Source organism: Acinetobacter sp. 197 (genome assembly GCF_048148385.1).
GTDB lineage: Bacteria > Pseudomonadota > Gammaproteobacteria > Pseudomonadales > Moraxellaceae > Acinetobacter > Acinetobacter pecorum.
In genome coordinates this window covers 52,280-66,695 of the sequence record NZ_JAYWZK010000016.1, presented here as the reverse complement: position 1 = coordinate 66,695, position 14,416 = coordinate 52,280, and the positions used below count along the sequence as shown (strand labels likewise).

Here is a 14,416-nt window from a genome sequence, read left to right as displayed (position 1 = left end):
TGCAGCGGTAGTTCAGTTGGTTAGAATACCGGCCTGTCACGCCGGGGGTCGCGGGTTCGAGCCCCGTCCGCTGCGCCATCTTAAGATGAGAAGCTTGGATTCCTGAGATCTAAGTTTTCCAGATACCAAGACAACATTCCTTGTTAGTCTTGCGTCATTAAAAACAACGCTGTTGTTTTTCTCAGGGCGCTTAGCTCAGTTGGTAGAGCGTCTGCCTTACAAGCAGAATGTCGGCGGTTCGATCCCGTCAGCGCCCACCATATCTTCTTGCCTCAATTCTGTTTTTTCCTTAGAATCTGATTCTATTATAATAATATTAAGATTTCACGACCATGAGAAATCCCTATCAGCGCAAGGCAGCGTCCAAATTTCAACATACGGTATACGACCCTCAACAACTTTATAAGCAATATATTGAAGCCATTGTTGCCAATGCTGGCATTTTTGCGCTTTATCAGGATGGCTGGGCTTTGTGTGCCACGCCTACCGGACAACGTGCATTTGCCAGCTGGCACAGTAAAAGTCTGGCGCGACTGCTCATTAAAGATAATTGGGTGAATTACGATATTCAGGAAATTAGCCTCAAGGATTTTGTAGAAAAAGTCATTCCTTTTTTACGCCAGGAAAGTACCATTGTCTCGCTTGACCTGACGCCAGAAGGGCAGAATATTCTGGTGGCACCAGAAAAACTATTACTTGATATTAAGAACTATCTGTATCAGATCTATATGCAAAAGCCGGAACTGTTTAAAAATCCGGACATGCCTTTGCCCAGACAGATTCGTTTAAATTAACTTTCCTGTTTTTCAATATTTTTTTTATTGAAATAATGAATATTCATTTAGCAGCCAGCCACTAATCAAAGCAAAATATTCACGGAGCCAGGAATTGTAGCGGATATTCTGGGGAGTGCTGGCACTCAGACTGATGACGTGTTGATAACCCTGATGTCTGGCAATGGCCCGCGCGCGAGGGCTATGAAAATCGCTGGTGACAATCGCAATGGGTTCATGTTGTCCTATATTCTGTTGTTTCAAGATCACTTGAGAATATTGCAGGTTCTGTTGGGTACTTCTGCTTTGATCTTCTAAACTGATCGGATTTTTGAGCCGCGGATAGGTCCTATGAATATAATTTTGCATGACTTCAGCTTCGCTCTGTCTTTCCCAGAGATTTCGTCCACCGGTCATGATCATCAAAATATTGGGATAGCGTTCTGCATACTTTGCTGCAGTGTCCAGACGATTTTTCAGAATGGGGGAAGGCTGACCCTGGTCAATGCCACTGCCTAATACCAGAATTGCTGTAGCGGGTTGTGTTGGAATATTGGAGTTGATCGACATCTGGATATAGGCGAAGAAGGCCGCGACACTGATGATCCAACAAAAAAAACCGCCCCAGAGACAGTTCCAGAACCATGTCCTGAACCGGGAATTCTGTTTCCAGCGCTGAATAGATGAAAAAAGCAGGGTGTACAGGATAAGTGCTCCACCAATCATGAGAAACAGGGGGATGGCAAAATGCCTCTGCCCCTGGTTCATTAACCAGATACTATATATGCAGAGAACCAAGCCAGAAATCAGGCTGAGACTTCGTTTCAGTTGCTTGAGCATCTACGTTTCCTTTTTCTTATCAATATTTTTATTATTACTTCTGTATCTTCAAATAAAAACCGGGCTCAATAGCCCGGTTTTTATTATATATCAGCTTATATTAATATACATCACGGCGATAACGGCCATCCAGACGTAATTGATCTAGCACGCTTTCACCGAGAATATCAGTCAGCGCCTGATCTACATCGCTGGCCATACCATTGATGCTACCACAGACATAGATTACTGCACCTTGAGCAATCCAGGCTTTCAGTTCTTCAGCCTGTTCACGCAGTTTATGGTGTACATAAACTTTTTGCTCCTGGTCACGAGAGAAGGCCAGATCGAGACGTTTCAGAGTTCCCATTTGCAGCCAGGCCTGAATGGTTTCTTTAAAGAAGAAATCATGTTCACGCTGACGTTCACCGAAGATCAGCCAGTTCTGGGTATAGTCCTGACGGTTACGTGCACTGAGCAGACTTAATAGTCCCGCAATACCGGTACCATTACCAATACAGATAATCGGACGGTTGTCATTAATCAGGTGGAAAGAGTCATTGCTGCGAATACGTAGTGCAACGGGTGCATTCAGCGCTGCATGTTGAGTCAACCAGCCGGAGCCCAATCCCAGATTGCCCTCGGCATCGGTTTTCTGACGCACTACCAGCCGCAAAACCTGCTGGCTTGGAATGCTGGCAATCGAGTATTCGCGCGTTGGCAAGGTCGGTAATTGAATGAGAAGCTGATCCAGAGAATCAAAAGGTTCAGCCTGAGTCAGATCACGATCCCAAAGCACCTGTTCAATGCTTTGTTGCAGAGATGGGACCTGTGTACCGGCAGCAATCTGGTATTTTTGCATAAATACACGAATACGTTCCGGGCTATTTCCTGGCTGGATCTCGGCAATATCACCTGCCTGCCAGACTGCTTCATGCTCGGGAACCAGTTCGATATTGAAGGCAGGGGCACCCAGACTACCCGGATTCAGCAGTTCACGTTTGCTCAAGATCCACTGATCAAAAGTCTTATCAATATTCATTGCTTGCAGTTCAAGTCGAGTCACCCGTGCAAGTGCAGTATTCCACTGCTGAATATGCTCATTATTGGCATTATCTACTTCAATGGTCTTGAAAAGCTGGTGCGCACCATTCTGGTGTAGCCACTGGTCAATTCGAAGACCAAAGCTGCAGTAGGTGTCCGGATATTCCCGAGAGCCCAAGGCCAATACCGCATAGCTTAAATGACTAAGATCAGCTTTTGCAGACAGGATTTTTTTCTCGAAAGAAGAGGCCAGGTCCGGTGCTTCACCCGTGCCATACGTACTGGCAACAAATAATACCTGTTCGGTTTTCTGTAACTCGTCTAGTGTGAGTTGCTGCACCGGCTTGACGGTTACAGGTTGCCGCGCCTCCTGCAGGGCAGTCGCTGTACGCCAGGCCAGCTGCTCGGAAACTCCTGTTTGTGTGGCATAAGCAATGAGCCACGGTTTGGCATTTGGATCTAAAGGCTGAATTATTGTAGCTTGACGTGCAGCCAAGGTTAATTTTTTCTGCTTGCGACGTTTCAGATAGAGCATCCAGCCGGTCACAAAGAACAAGGGCATCAACAAGGCTGCGACCATGACAAAGAATTGGTAGATCGGACCAAAGAAACTGCCTCGATGCACCGGTAACATGCTGCTCATGATTTTTTCATTGAGCTTTTTATCTTCGTACATTTCAACTTTGGTGAATTCAGCCGTCCGGTAATTATAAGTAGCATTGTTCCGGGCGCGTTCATGCTGTACTACAGGGTCGACAAAGCTCAGCTGCATTTCGCCATCCGATTTTTTCGGCAGGTTAAATGTTACAGTCGAGTATTTGTGAGCAAATTGAGTATTAAAACCAGCCCAGCTCAGATCCAGTGCGCGAGAGATATTTTCTGGATTCATACCAGTTTCTTCACGTCCTTCACCACGTGAACCTCTTTCGCCATTCAGGCGATCTTCAGCACGTATTTTACCTTCGCTGCGCGGTCCACGTTCGCCACCTTGACGGCCTTCACCACGGTTATTGCCGGCATTGGCCTGCATTTCCGGTTGCGGGCGTTCCACACCTAGCACCTTAAACATGCCGTTGCGCCACCAGTCATAAGACCAGTACAGGCCGGTACAGGCCAGAATCAGGTAGAAAATCACTACCCAGGTCCCCACGACAGCATGCAGATCCCAGATAAAATTACGGCCTTTCAGCTGAGGCTTTATAAACAGCCATTGCTTGATCGAATGACGTTTCGGCCAACGCAGATAAAGACCTGACAGTACGAAAAAGATCAGCATCAGGGTACAGGCGCCGGTAATCTGTTTACCCACCGGGCCCACTGTTAAATTACGGTGCAACTGCTGAACAAACTGGAAAAATTCCCGGCCCTTAATCTCTGGCAATACTTCTGCGGTATATGGATTGACCATGATGTTCTGGCCACGCCGCGCACCTTCTTTAGCAACATTTACAGTACTTGAAGCACTTGGGTCTTGTGCCACGGTAATACTGTTGATCTTCATGTCAGGTGCAGTATGGTTAAAGTGCTGATATAGCTGGGCAGGCGTAAGTTTTTCACGTTGTTGAACCTGAACCGTATAACTGTCGCTATTTATCCATTTTAATATTTGTTGTTCATAGGAATAGATTGCGCCAGTGACCCCCATTATCGAGAGGATTAAACCTGCTGTAATCCCCAGAAACCAGTGGATTTGGAAAAATGTCTTTTTAATCATGGTGGTCAGATTAAGGGTAAGCGATAAAAATAATGCCAAAATTATAACTGAAATTTAAGCCTAAATTATAGATGTTGAAGATAATATTTATTCTCATTATCATTCAATGTTGTGTGATTAAAAAAACCTCCATGCCGAGGCAGGAGGTTTTTTATGAAAGAATGAAGCGGTTAAATTTGTTTTGCCGGACCGACTTCTGCTTCAAGATGTTTGCGAATCGTGGCAAAAGAAAAGTTTTTGCTGTCCAGACGTTTAGGCAGGATGTATGCACCTTGCTGGCCTTTAACCTTGAAATTGACCAACATAAATTCTGGTGTGTTGTACCATTCATAGATGTCTTTCCAGCTAATCGCGCCAACACCTTCTTGCATACCCATTTTCTGGCGCATCACGATACCGTGCGGTTGCACGCCCAAGCGAACGCCCTTGATTTCCTGTACCGGAAATTCATTCATCTTGCGTTTAACATACCATTCCAGACCAAAGGTACGGATCAGGTAATACAACACCACACAGACAATCGCTACCCAGCAGAACACAGTAGAGTAGTTCTTCAGAAGCAGAATGCCCAGAATAGAAAGTGCAACAACAGCACCCATGATCAGCCATGCTTTCATGCCAATTTTATTGGTACTACGCCAGATCACCAGCTGAGCATGACGTTGCTCGGCTTCTGAAATTTCATAGTTCACAGGCTGGAGGGTATAAGCGTATAAATTTTTCGCGGTCATAGGGAAACTAGCAGATTTTAAACTGTAAAAAGTTTAGCATTAATTGTACCAATTCAGTGAGTATATTGTTCCAAAATCAGCCAAATTATAATGAACCCAATTCTGTTGCCTGTTCATCCCACTCATGACTTAAACTTTGTTTGAGCTGGCTTAACTGATTTAAAATGCTAAACATTAAAGACAGTTGCTGCAAAATGATCAGGGATTTCTGATCCTGCTCCCGTTCATGAGACAGACGCTGCCGAATATTCACAATCATATTCTGTGTACTCGAATCGGGCATTTCATCTTGCAGCAATGCATCACGAATATTATCCAGTGCGTGGTCCAGTAGATTCAGGATGTCCTGATCTTCAATTTTTTCCCGATGCGCTCCCAGTGCAGCAATATAACTGATAAAAGTATGGTTCAGACACAGGAACTCAAAGGCCAGTGATTTTTGTACCGGATCAATATCGGGCTCTGTGGCCAGTGTTGAAATCAGTGAAGCCACCTCGGCATCGGTATTGTGGGCAGCACGGCGGACAATCCGATATTGCAGACCATTATTACGTCCCGATTTATACTGCTCGATGACTTCATTCAAATAATTGACTTCTGCCTGCAAGCTGCGTTTGATACTGCGCGGTAAACGTCGGAACTTCCAGTCCGGAAAAATAAAGCTGACACCGAACCAGGCAATCGCACAGCCAATTAAGGTGTCAATCATCCTTGGAATGGCCGCAGCAAAGCCCATACCATCCAGATTGAAGTTGATCAGCGCTAAAATTGTGATAAAGGCAGTGGCTTGTGCATACTGTTTACTACGCAATTCAAAGAACAGAATTCCGCTCAGTACCAGAAGTAATAACTGTCCTTCGATGGAGGGCACAAAATACAGAATGGCATAACCGAGAATAATCCCGACCAAAGTACCGATAATGCGCAGACGTAAACGGCGTTTGGTGGCGTTAAAGTTTGGCTGGCTGACAAAAAGGGCGGTCAATAAAATCCAGTAACCATATTCAATATTACTGACCTGTACGAAGATATAGCTGATCAGCAGCACAATCGACAGGCGGATGGCATGCCGGAACAGCACTGATTCTGGGGTCAGATGCTGTTTAATTCGAACCTTGATGTCATCCCAGCCTTTCAGGTCATCATCTTTGAGCTGGTTTTCGATATGTTTGAAACGTTCAGACTTGATACTCTGTTCGGTTTCCAGGTTGCGTAGCTGGGCATCAATCGATTTAAGGTTCTGAAACAGCGAAAATAGGGCGTTGATCCAAGCCTGGTCATAATGCTGATCCTGACGTAATTTATCTAGCGACAGTCTCAGGTTATCGAATGCATGCTTAAAACGCTGGTTATGCACATAAGGTTTGCGCTGCAGCAAACTTTCACTCAGATCCTTACAGGCCTTGCTCTGGATTGACATGATACGCTGGAAGCGGAACAGGATATCGCTATGCTGGAAAATCTTGGCCAGTTTTTGATAGTCAATATGTGCCGAATCGGCACGTTCATGAATATCCTGCGCAACAAAATAATACTGCAAACTGCGACGGGTATCTTTTTGCCCACGGTCACCTTTCAGACGGGTCAGAAGGGCGGTTTTCATTTCGTTAAAAATGGTAATCAGCTTACCATTTTCCATCGACAGTTCAATCATGCTCTGCTGATAGCTTTTAGGAGTCATATCCACATCAAAAAGATTGGATTTGGCATATAAGAAGTCACCGAGCGCAGAATAGGAGATGGCAAGCTTGTCTTGCGCCAGTCGGGTAGGGAAGACCAGGAAACTCAGCGTTGACAGCAAGCCATACCACATTGCGCCGATCACCAGCAGGCCAGCCTGCTTATACCATTCATCAAACAGCTCCACCCCGAGCATCGAGTAAACGGAAATGACCAGACAACCATAGGAAATCGTGGCATAGCGCCTGCCAAGAGAACCCAGCAGAATCAGTGCAATACAGGACACAATCAATGCCAAGGCAAACAGGACTGGATGTGGATACAGCAGATATACCCCAACCGCCGTAATAAAGAAGCCAATATAGGTGTAGAGCAGATTTAAAATCCGCACAGAAAAGCGGTCATCAATATCGCTTAAACCGGCTGCAACCACCCCTAAAGTCAGTGGAATGGTCAATAATTGTTGTCCCATAAAATAGGGGACAAAGGCAGTACCTGCAAATGCCGTCATCATGCGCAGGTTATACATTAAGGTCGTGTTATAGGTAGTTTGCTTGAGACGAGTGAGCCAAGATTTCAAAGGTCGTCCTTTATGCTGCAGTTTTACAGCTGAATCTGAATATACTAATGAAAATAGTAGATTTATAAATCTTCATTTCAGGCTAAATCATACTATGCACTGTGTTAATTTGTCTGCATATTAGCGCTTTAAATCTTCATGCTTATGACATCGAATAAAATAGTACAACAACCTTATGCCATGTCCTGGATTGTGTTGCTGGCAGCACTGAGTGCGCTCGGGCCTTTATCCATTGATATGTATCTTTCTGCCTTGCCGGCCATGGCTGCAGATTTTGGTGTCAGTACTCAAATGGTTTCCAATAGCCTGCCGGCCTATTTCTTTGGTCTGGCTGTCGGACAGCTGATTTATGGACCGATCAGTGACCGGATTGGACGTAAACCGCCACTGTATTTTGGGCTGTGCTTATACATTGGGGCAAGTTTGCTGTGTGTCTTTGTGCAGGATGAATGGAGTCTGATCACTGCCCGGATTTTACAAGCTCTCGGTGGCTGTGTTGGCGTGGTCATGGCACGTGCTGCAATTCGTGACCGTCTGGATATGCACTCAGCAGCTCAGGCCTTTGCCAGCATGATGATTGTGACTGCGATTGCACCAATTATTGCCCCGAGTCTGGGGGCCTGGATACTAAAATTTTATGAATGGAACACGATATTTCTGGTATTGATGGGCTGTGGTTTGCTGAGTCTGGCTTGTGTGCACTTTCTTTTTAAAGAAACCTTGGAACCAGAACGCCGTCTCAAGCTGAATTTTCAACAGGTATTAAGCCTATACCGTAGCATTTTTCAGGATCCCAGCTTTCGGCGCCCGCTTTATGCCGGCTGTTTTTCCGGTGCGGTGATGTTCTGTTATATCAGTGCTTCTTCGGCCATTTTGATGGATCGTTATCAGCTCACCGAGCAGCAGTTTGCCTATGCTTTTGGTGCAAATGCGGTCGGCATCATGCTGTTTTCGACATTGAATAAGCGGCTGGCCGGACGTTTCTCGATATTGCAGCGTCTGAAAATCGGCACCTGTCTGCAGTTTGCCGGTGTGTCAGCTTTAATCCTGCTGGGCTGTCTGGACGTAAACTCTGTGCTCTGGGTACTGCCAGGCATGTTTGTCATAGTGGCAGCCATCGGTTTTACTGGTCCGAATGCCATGGCTCTGGCAATGGCTGAACAGGGCGAGCGGGCAGGAACTGCCAGTGCCATTATGGGAAGTATGCAATTTGTCTGTGGATTACTGGCCGGCGTATTACTGAATTTTATGCTCTGGCAGGCTTTACTGAATATGGCATTGATCATGCTGGTTTTTGTTTGTATTTCTGCTTGGACAATTTTTAAAATAAAAATGCCCAGCCTAAAAAATGCATAGATGCTGGCTGTTCTCTCAGGCAATAAAAATACTGATCCGGACAGAGGGCTAAGTCAATTAACTTAGCCCTGCCTGCCTCACTCTTCGATAAACACGGCAAATTCCTCTACGGGAACGCGCGGGGTAATAAAGCTGTTAACAATCTGCTCTGGATCGGCATAGCCCAGTGCCATACCGCAGACCAGCTCTTCATCGGCTGGAGCACCCACCAGATCAAGTACGATCGGGTGAAAATGATTCCAGGCAGCCTGCGGGCAAGTGTCCAGACCGCGGGCTTTTGCGGCCAGCATGACATTCTGGATCATCATTGAAACATCCATTTTGGAACCAATCGCCAAAGAACGATGGACAGTAAAGAACAGGCCGACAGGCGCATCAAATAGTTCAAAATTGCGTAACTGCTGACGTGCCATTTTTTCCTTTTCGCCTTTTTGAATGTTAAGCAAGCCATATAAACCCCAGCCATTTTCACGACGACGTTCAATAAATGGCGAGATCCATTGTTCAGGATAATAGGCAAAAGTTTCCTGATACTGCTGTGACAATTCCGGATTTGCATAGATTTGCATTTGTGCCTGACAGACACGTTGCACGATTTCATCGCGCTTTTTGCCAGTTACCACATACACTTTCCAGGGTTGGGTATTGGTGCCTGAAGGGGCACGGCTGGCAACGGCCAAAATCTCTTTTAAGGTGTCGGTATTCACGGGTGTATTTAAAAAAGCACGTACTGAATGACGAGAGGTAATGGTGTGATCTACCGCATGAACAAAATTTTGATCCATTGTAAAGTCCAGTCAAATATCCTTATTGAGTTGGCAATGACTATAAACTAAACAAACAGAAGGGGGGATAGGAAAAATTCATTGTTTACCGGCTGATAAAAATGATTTATCCAAAAAATAGCCAAAGAGCACTTATTTGGCCTTCCAAAATACGAGTTTAGTCCTCTAAATGATCAGAATAAAGATCGTTATGAAAATTGTCTTTAAGTGAAAAAAATAGCTTAAATCCCAAGTGTTTGAACAATTTAACAATAACAATTTCACACAGAGAACACATTTATTTTGCCTGAAAATCGAGTTAATTTAATTTCAGGATTCCGGTGTTATTCTGTTTTGAGTAAGAGACTAATATTTTTTTTGAATTAAAAGATAGTTTAATCTTCATATAAAAAATGAGAACTTATAATTATTTTTTATAGTTTTATTAACTATTGCTAATAAAAAACAATATAACGTTATACAAAGAAACAGCATAATGTACGACTTTTCATCTTAATTCATGCTTTGCATGATCAAGATCTGTTTGAAATAACGCTATTCCAGATGGCTTGAATGAAGCCTTTAGGTTGAAAGCACTCATCAATCAGTGAATGTTTTTTGAGCTTAAAACACAGTTTTTTTATTAGCATGTACGTCTGTTTGAAGATTGTCTGCAATTTTCCAAAAGACTGAGTATCGGAATAGAAATGGTGTTGCTTTTATAAATCTCTCATTTGTTGAATATGATCGTGACGATGATATTCATAAGTTTGAAAGAGATGATAAACGTTTTGTTTTCTAAAGGTCATAGATTAAATCCGGATGTAACGGATGCATATCTAATGAGAGAGCTAGACATATAGTCAACTCTACGACTTTTAGAATAATAAAAAATTCAGAATCATCTTGGGCAAAAAATTATGGATTTTACTTTTAACGCATTTTATACCCTGATTGCCGCAGTGATTGTTTTATTACTTGGGCGGTTCCTGGTTAATAAAATCGATTTTTTAAAGCGCTACAACATTCCTGAGCCGGTTGCAGGCGGTTTGGTTGCGGCGATCATCTCATTGCTGGTGCATTCACTGTGGGGATACAGCATCACCACCAGTGCAGAATTACAAACCAGTTTTATGCTGATTTTCTTTGCTTCGATTGGTCTGAGTGCCAACTTTTCCAAGTTGCGTGAAGGCGGGATCGGTCTGGTTATTTTCCTGTTTGCTGTTTCGGCTTTCATTATTTTGCAAAATGCGGTCGGCATGAGTCTGGCAACATTACTGGGTATTGACCCGTTGATTGGCCTGATTGCCGGTTCGATTACCTTAACCGGTGGTCATGGTACTGCAGGCGCATGGGGGGAGATTTTTGAAGTTGAACATGGCATTCAGGGTGCTTTGGCACTGGGGATGGCAAGTGCGACCTTTGGTTTGATTATCGGCGGTATTATTGGCGGACCATTGGCCAAATTACTGATCAATCGTCATAACCTGGCTACTGCACGTACCGATCAGCAGATCGAAAAGCGTGACAACACCCCAATGGATAGCACTTCAGAGGAATACGTACAATTTGAATATCCACATCGTCTGCGTCTGATCACTGCCGATAATGCTATTACCACATTGGGCCTGTTTGCAGGCTGTTTGGCTTTTGCAGAGTTTATGACAGGTTTCAGTAAAGGTACTGCTTTTGAACTGCCAACATTTGTCTGGGCATTGGGCGGCGGTGTACTCCTGCGTAATGTACTGGAAGGCATTTTCAAGGTTCAGATTTTTGATCGCGCGATTGATGTGTTTGGTAATGCGTCATTGTCACTGTATTTGGCGATGGCATTATTGTCGTTAAAGTTATGGCAATTGGCTGACCTTGCAGGACCACTCATGGTGATTCTGGGTGCGCAAACCATCACGATGGCTTTGTATGCAGCTTTCGTCACTTTCCGTATCATGGGCAAAAACTATGATGCTGCGGTACTTGCAGCGGGTCATTGTGGTTTTGGTATGGGTGCAACGCCAACAGCGGTTGCCAATATGCAGGCAATTACCAATATGTACGGTGCATCGCATAAAGCCTTCCTGATCGTGCCATTATGTGGCGCATTCTTTGTTGATTTGATCAATGCCACTGTTATTCAGATGATTTTGAAGTTTTTTGCATGATTTTTATGCTTGATACGATGAGTCATAGGCTCATAAGGACGTGACATGAATGATCAGTTAAATGAAACCTTGCTGGGCTGGATTAATGCCCTGAATGGCCCTTTATGGGACTTTTTGGTTGTGTTTCTGGTCGCAGTCGGTATTTTCTATACTGTAGCGACAGGTGCAGTTCAAATTCGCTTGTTCTGGCACAGTATGAAAGTGATGAAGGGCAGCCGTGGCAAGGTCAGAGATGCGCATGGTATTACGCCATTCCAGGCCTTTGTTACTGGTCTTGCTAGCCGGGTCGGGGTAGGTAATGTCGCGGGTGTTGCAATTGCAATTGCGATTGGCGGGCCGGGTGCCGTGTTCTGGATGTGGTTTACTGCCTTTCTGGGCATGAGCTCTGCTTTAGTTGAATCCTCACTGGCACAGCTGTTTAAAGTCAGGGATAGTAAGACCCAGCAATTCCGTGGTGGGCCTGCCTATTATATTACCCAAGGTTTGAAGCAGAAATGGCTGGGGATTGTCTTTGCGATTGCATTGATCACCACTTATGGCTTTGTATTCAATGCCGTTCAGGCCAATGCGATTATTGGGGCAACCTCTCATGCCTGGGGCTGGAATCAGGCCAATGTCATTTTACCATTGGGCGGATTTGATTTTGAAATTTCCTGGATTGGATTGGTTCTGGTCGTAATGACAGCCCTGATCATTTTTGGTGGAATCAAACGGATTGCTAAAGTCGCTGAACGCTTTGTACCGCTCATGGCGGTACTCTATCTGGCAGTGGCCCTGTATATTGCAGTAATCAATTACGATATCTTGCCATCGATTTTCCAGCTTATTTTCACTAAAGCCTTTGAGTTTGAAGCTGCTGCTGGCGGTTTCTTTGGTGCTATGGTATCTATGGCGATGATGATGGGCATTAAGCGTGGTCTGTTCTCTAACGAAGCCGGTATGGGTTCAGCACCGAATGCTGCTGCGGCATCTGATGCCAAGCATCCAGTGAATCAGGGTCTGATCCAAATGCTGGGTGTATTTGTTGATACCTTTGTGGTCTGCACATGTACCGCCATTATTATTCTGGTTTCAGGTGTATATGAAAATGCAGGCTTTGAAGGGGTGACTTTGACCCAGATGGCACTTGAAAGCCAGATTGGTGCCTGGGGTGATGATTTCCTGGCACTAATTCTGTTCCTGTTTGCCTATTCTTCGATTATTGGTAACTATGCTTATGCCGAAGGCAACGTTCAGTTCATCAATAACAATAGTTGGGTCATGTTGATTTTCCGCTTATTTGTATTGGTGATGGTGTATTTCGGTTCGATCGCGAGTGTGCCATTGATCTGGAATATGGCAGATCTGTTTATGGGCGTGATGGCAAGTATCAACCTGATCTCAATCCTGTTGCTGATGCCATTCCTGTTGATGCTTCTCAAAGACTATACCGGTCAGCTGAAGCGTGGTGTGAAGGAACCTGAATTTAAACTGGATAACCATCCTAAATTTAAAGACAAGGTTAAATCAGATATCTGGTAAGACTTGAAGCAAAAAGCCCCGAACATTCGGGGCTTTTTTATGCCAAAGTTTTATTTAGAAGAAATTTAAGTAACTTTGATAAAGCACGAAGCCGAAAATCAGGCTGAACCAGACTGGTAGTTTTGAACGTAGCAGGGTAATCATCACCGCGACAAAGACCAGATCGGAGCCATAACTAAAATAACGTTGTGAAAGATCCAGCAATAAATACAGTAACAGCCCCACCACTGCAGCATTGATGCCCATCACCGCCTGATGAATATGGCGCTGCTGCATCAGCCATGACCAGTAGGGTAAGGTGGCAAAAATCAGAAAAAATGAAGGTAAGAATATTGCACAGGTCGCTAGTACTGCATTCAGCCAGACATAAGGCGTCCAAGGCAGCAAAGCGCCAATATAACTGGCAAAACTGAATAAAGGCCCCGGCATCAGCTGGGCAAATGCGTAGCCAAGATCAAAAGATTGTGCACTGACTAAACCGGTTGTGACAAAGTCCTGATATAGCAAAGGCAGAATCACATGACCACCACCAAATACCAATGAACCGGTTTGATAGAAATTGGAAAAAAATAGCAGGTCTGATTCACCCCATAATTTTCCAGCTAAGGGGAGCAGAAAAAACGGCAAGATAAATGCCAGTAACCAATAGGGTGCAGCGGCAGATCGAATATATGGCGAGCTGATTGCCATTTTATTGATTTCTTTGGGTTTCAAATCTGATTGAAAAAAATGTCCCGCCAAGATTCCAGAGATCGCGCCCAATATAATCACCAGAATCTGGTTGAAACTCGTTGAGACCACCATCAGTAATACCACCGAGAGGATTAAGACCGCATATTGCCAGGTCGTTTTACAGAAGCTTCTTAGCATTTGCCAGAAAGCCCAGGCGATTACAGAAAATACAATTAACTGGATGGTATGAAAGCTGTTTGAGTTTAAAATATGAAAATAGCTTTGACCCAAGAGCGCTACCAAGGCCATCAGAATCATAGAGGGCAGGGTAAAACCCAGCCATGCAATCACGGCACCGCTATAGCCACGTTGCAGATAACCGATCGACAGCCCTACCTGACTGCTGCTCGGCCCAGGTAAAAGTTGCGCCAAAGCGACCAGTTGACTGTATTGGGTGTCATTCAGCCATTGCAGCTGGGTCACAAATTTTCGGTGAAAAAATATCAAATGTGCCGCTGGACCACCAAACGAAATGCAGCCCAGTTGCAGGAAAATCAGGAAAATCCGGTACAGCGAGGTCGAAGGCATATGGCTATAGGAAAA

Annotated in this window: 10 protein-coding genes and 2 tRNA genes; 6 read left to right on the top strand and 6 right to left on the bottom strand. The window is 44.6% G+C overall.

The annotated features are described in order from the left end of the window. Nucleotide 1 precedes the first annotated feature (1 nt). The 3 genes from VXQ11_RS14370 (at nucleotide 2) to VXQ11_RS14360 (ending at nucleotide 794) form a co-directional block, all read left to right on the top strand. Nucleotides 2-78: transfer RNA gene (locus tag VXQ11_RS14370), tRNA-Asp, on the top strand. A gap of 106 nt (nucleotides 79-184) precedes the next feature. Next, a tRNA-Val gene (locus VXQ11_RS14365) sits at nucleotides 185-260 on the top strand. Between the two features lie 72 nt (nucleotides 261-332). After that, on the top strand, nucleotides 333-794 hold the full coding sequence (locus VXQ11_RS14360; protein WP_064096403.1) for a DUF2750 domain-containing protein: 462 nt from the start codon (nucleotides 333-335) through the stop codon (nucleotides 792-794). A 24-nt stretch (nucleotides 795-818) separates the two neighbouring features. Here VXQ11_RS14360 and VXQ11_RS14355 read toward each other — a convergent pair whose 3' ends face one another. The 4 genes from VXQ11_RS14355 to yccS form a co-directional block, all read right to left on the bottom strand. Continuing rightward, a complete protein-coding gene (locus VXQ11_RS14355; protein ID WP_064096402.1) occupies nucleotides 819-1,613 on the bottom strand; it encodes a YdcF family protein in 795 nt (264 codons plus the stop codon). A gap of 100 nt (nucleotides 1,614-1,713) precedes the next feature. Continuing rightward, a complete protein-coding gene (locus VXQ11_RS14350; protein ID WP_416706324.1) occupies nucleotides 1,714-4,350 on the bottom strand; it encodes a PepSY domain-containing protein in 2,637 nt (878 codons plus the stop codon). A 170-nt stretch (nucleotides 4,351-4,520) separates the two neighbouring features. Then, nucleotides 4,521-5,081, bottom strand: a complete 561-nt coding sequence (locus VXQ11_RS14345; RefSeq protein ID WP_064096401.1) for a YcxB family protein — start codon at nucleotides 5,079-5,081, stop codon at nucleotides 4,521-4,523. Between the two features lie 85 nt (nucleotides 5,082-5,166). Continuing rightward, a complete protein-coding gene (gene yccS, locus VXQ11_RS14340; RefSeq protein WP_416706323.1) occupies nucleotides 5,167-7,341 on the bottom strand; it encodes a YccS family putative transporter in 2,175 nt (724 codons plus the stop codon). 138 nt (nucleotides 7,342-7,479) lie between these two features. On the opposite strand from yccS, the gene VXQ11_RS14335 reads away from it, so the two are divergent. After that, a complete protein-coding gene (locus tag VXQ11_RS14335) occupies nucleotides 7,480-8,697 on the top strand; it encodes a multidrug effflux MFS transporter (RefSeq protein ID WP_416681933.1) in 1,218 nt (405 codons plus the stop codon). A 77-nt stretch (nucleotides 8,698-8,774) separates the two neighbouring features. Here the strand turns inward: VXQ11_RS14335 and VXQ11_RS14330 are convergent, their stop codons facing one another. Continuing rightward, nucleotides 8,775-9,482 carry a nitroreductase gene (locus VXQ11_RS14330; RefSeq protein WP_064096398.1) on the bottom strand — a complete coding sequence of 236 codons (708 nt, stop codon included), beginning with the start codon at nucleotides 9,480-9,482 and terminating at the stop codon, nucleotides 8,775-8,777. A gap of 899 nt (nucleotides 9,483-10,381) precedes the next feature. On the opposite strand from VXQ11_RS14330, the gene gltS reads away from it, so the two are divergent. Both gltS and VXQ11_RS14320 read left to right on the top strand, forming a co-directional pair. After that, nucleotides 10,382-11,620: a sodium/glutamate symporter gene (gltS, locus tag VXQ11_RS14325; protein WP_416706322.1), complete on the top strand. Its 1,239-nt coding sequence runs from the start codon at nucleotides 10,382-10,384 to the stop codon at nucleotides 11,618-11,620. 45 nt (nucleotides 11,621-11,665) lie between these two features. Next, the gene (locus VXQ11_RS14320; protein WP_191730547.1) at nucleotides 11,666-13,141 is read left to right on the top strand and encodes an alanine/glycine:cation symporter family protein; all 1,476 of its coding nucleotides are present in this window, start codon (nucleotides 11,666-11,668) and stop codon (nucleotides 13,139-13,141) included. A 54-nt stretch (nucleotides 13,142-13,195) separates the two neighbouring features. Here the strand turns inward: VXQ11_RS14320 and chrA are convergent, their stop codons facing one another. Beyond that, nucleotides 13,196-14,401 (bottom strand): chromate efflux transporter, encoded by a 1,206-nt coding sequence (gene chrA / locus VXQ11_RS14315; protein ID WP_416706321.1) that lies wholly within the window; start codon nucleotides 14,399-14,401, stop codon nucleotides 13,196-13,198. Between the last annotated feature and the right edge of the window lie 15 nt (nucleotides 14,402-14,416).

What these genes read in the sequence shown, in the direction of transcription:
- chrA (WP_416706321.1), bottom strand. Translation starts at nt 14,401, where the DNA reads ATGCCTTCGACCTCGCTGTACCGGATTTTCCTGATTTTCCTGCAACTG.
- VXQ11_RS14345 (WP_064096401.1), bottom strand. Translation starts at nt 5,081, where the DNA reads ATGACCGCGAAAAATTTATACGCTTATACCCTCCAGCCTGTGAACTAT.
- VXQ11_RS14350 (WP_416706324.1), bottom strand. Translation starts at nt 4,350, where the DNA reads ATGATTAAAAAGACATTTTTCCAAATCCACTGGTTTCTGGGGATTACA.
- VXQ11_RS14355 (WP_064096402.1), bottom strand. Translation starts at nt 1,613, where the DNA reads ATGCTCAAGCAACTGAAACGAAGTCTCAGCCTGATTTCTGGCTTGGTT.
- VXQ11_RS14330 (WP_064096398.1), bottom strand. Translation starts at nt 9,482, where the DNA reads ATGGATCAAAATTTTGTTCATGCGGTAGATCACACCATTACCTCTCGT.
- VXQ11_RS14335 (WP_416681933.1), top strand. Translation starts at nt 7,480, where the DNA reads ATGCTTATGACATCGAATAAAATAGTACAACAACCTTATGCCATGTCC.
- VXQ11_RS14360 (WP_064096403.1), top strand. Translation starts at nt 333, where the DNA reads ATGAGAAATCCCTATCAGCGCAAGGCAGCGTCCAAATTTCAACATACG.
- gltS (WP_416706322.1), top strand. Translation starts at nt 10,382, where the DNA reads ATGGATTTTACTTTTAACGCATTTTATACCCTGATTGCCGCAGTGATT.
- VXQ11_RS14320 (WP_191730547.1), top strand. Translation starts at nt 11,666, where the DNA reads ATGAATGATCAGTTAAATGAAACCTTGCTGGGCTGGATTAATGCCCTG.